The sequence below is a fragment of the Hydrogenophaga aromaticivorans genome (assembly GCF_013387465.1).
Classification (GTDB): domain Bacteria; phylum Pseudomonadota; class Gammaproteobacteria; order Burkholderiales; family Burkholderiaceae_C; genus Hydrogenophaga; species Hydrogenophaga aromaticivorans.
On record NZ_VYGV01000002.1, the window covers coordinates 1 to 1278 of the forward strand.

Annotated in this window: 1 rRNA gene; it reads right to left on the minus strand. The window is 52.6% G+C overall.

Going from position 1 to position 1278, the window contains the following annotated elements:
* Window positions 1-1278, minus strand: a 23S ribosomal RNA gene (locus tag F3K02_RS02020); the annotation flags it as partial.

Consider the following 1278-nt stretch of genomic DNA (forward strand, 5'->3'; position numbering starts at 1 on the left):
CCTAACTGCTTGGACGCGGATATCCAATACCGCGCTTACCCTATCCTCCTGCGTCCCCCCATTGCTCAAATGGTGAGGAGGTGGTACAGGAATATCAACCTGTTGTCCATCGCCTACGCCTTTCGGCCTCGGCTTAGGTCCCGACTAACCCTGAGCGGACGAGCCTTCCTCAGGAAACCTTAGGCATTCGGTGGAGGGGATTCTCACCCCTCTTTCGCTACTCATACCGGCATTCTCACTTCTAAGCGCTCCACCAGTCCTTCCGGTCTGGCTTCACAGCCCTTAGAACGCTCTCCTACCACTGTTCGAAGAACAGTCCGCAGCTTCGGTGATACGTTTAGCCCCGGTACATTTTCGGCGCAGAGTCACTCGACCAGTGAGCTATTACGCACTCTTTAAATGGTGGCTGCTTCTAAGCCAACATCCTGGTTGTCTAAGCAACTCCACATCCTTTTCCACTTAACGTATACTTTGGGACCTTAGCTGGCGGTCTGGGCTGTTTCCCTTTCGACTACGGATCTTATCACTCGCAGTCTGACTCCCAAGGATAAGTCATTGGCATTCGGAGTTTGACTGAATTCGGTAACCCGGTAGGGGCCCCTAGTCCAATCAGTGCTCTACCTCCAAGACTCTTACCTTGAGGCTAGCCCTAAAGCTATTTCGGAGAGAACAAGCTATCTCCAGGATCGATAGGCATTTCAACCCTACCAACACCACATCCCCGCACTTTTCAACGTGCGAGGTATCGGGCCTCCATTCAGTGTTACCTGAACTTCACCCTGGACATGGGTAGATCACCTGGTTTCGGGTCTACGACCACGTACTCATGCGCCCTATTCAGACTCGCTTTCGCTGCGGCTCCGCATCTTCTGCTTAACCTTGCACGGGATCGTAACTCGCCGGTTCATTCTACAAAAGGCACGCCATCACCCGTTAACGGGCTCTGACTACTTGTAGGCACACGGTTTCAGGATCTCTTTCACTCCCCTTCCGGGGTGCTTTTCACCTTTCCCTCACGGTACTGGTTCACTATCGGTCACTAGGGAGTATTTAGCCTTGGGAGATGGTCATCCCGGATTCCGACGGAATTTCACGTGTTCCGCCGTACTCAGGATCCACTCAGGAGAGAACGAAGTTTTGACTACAGGGCTGTTACCTCCTATGGCGGGACTTTCCAGAACTATTCATCTACCTCGTTCCTTTGTAACTCCGTACAGAGTGTCCTACAACCACAAGAGGCAAGCCTCTTGGTTTGGGCTAATCCCGTTTTGGTCGCCG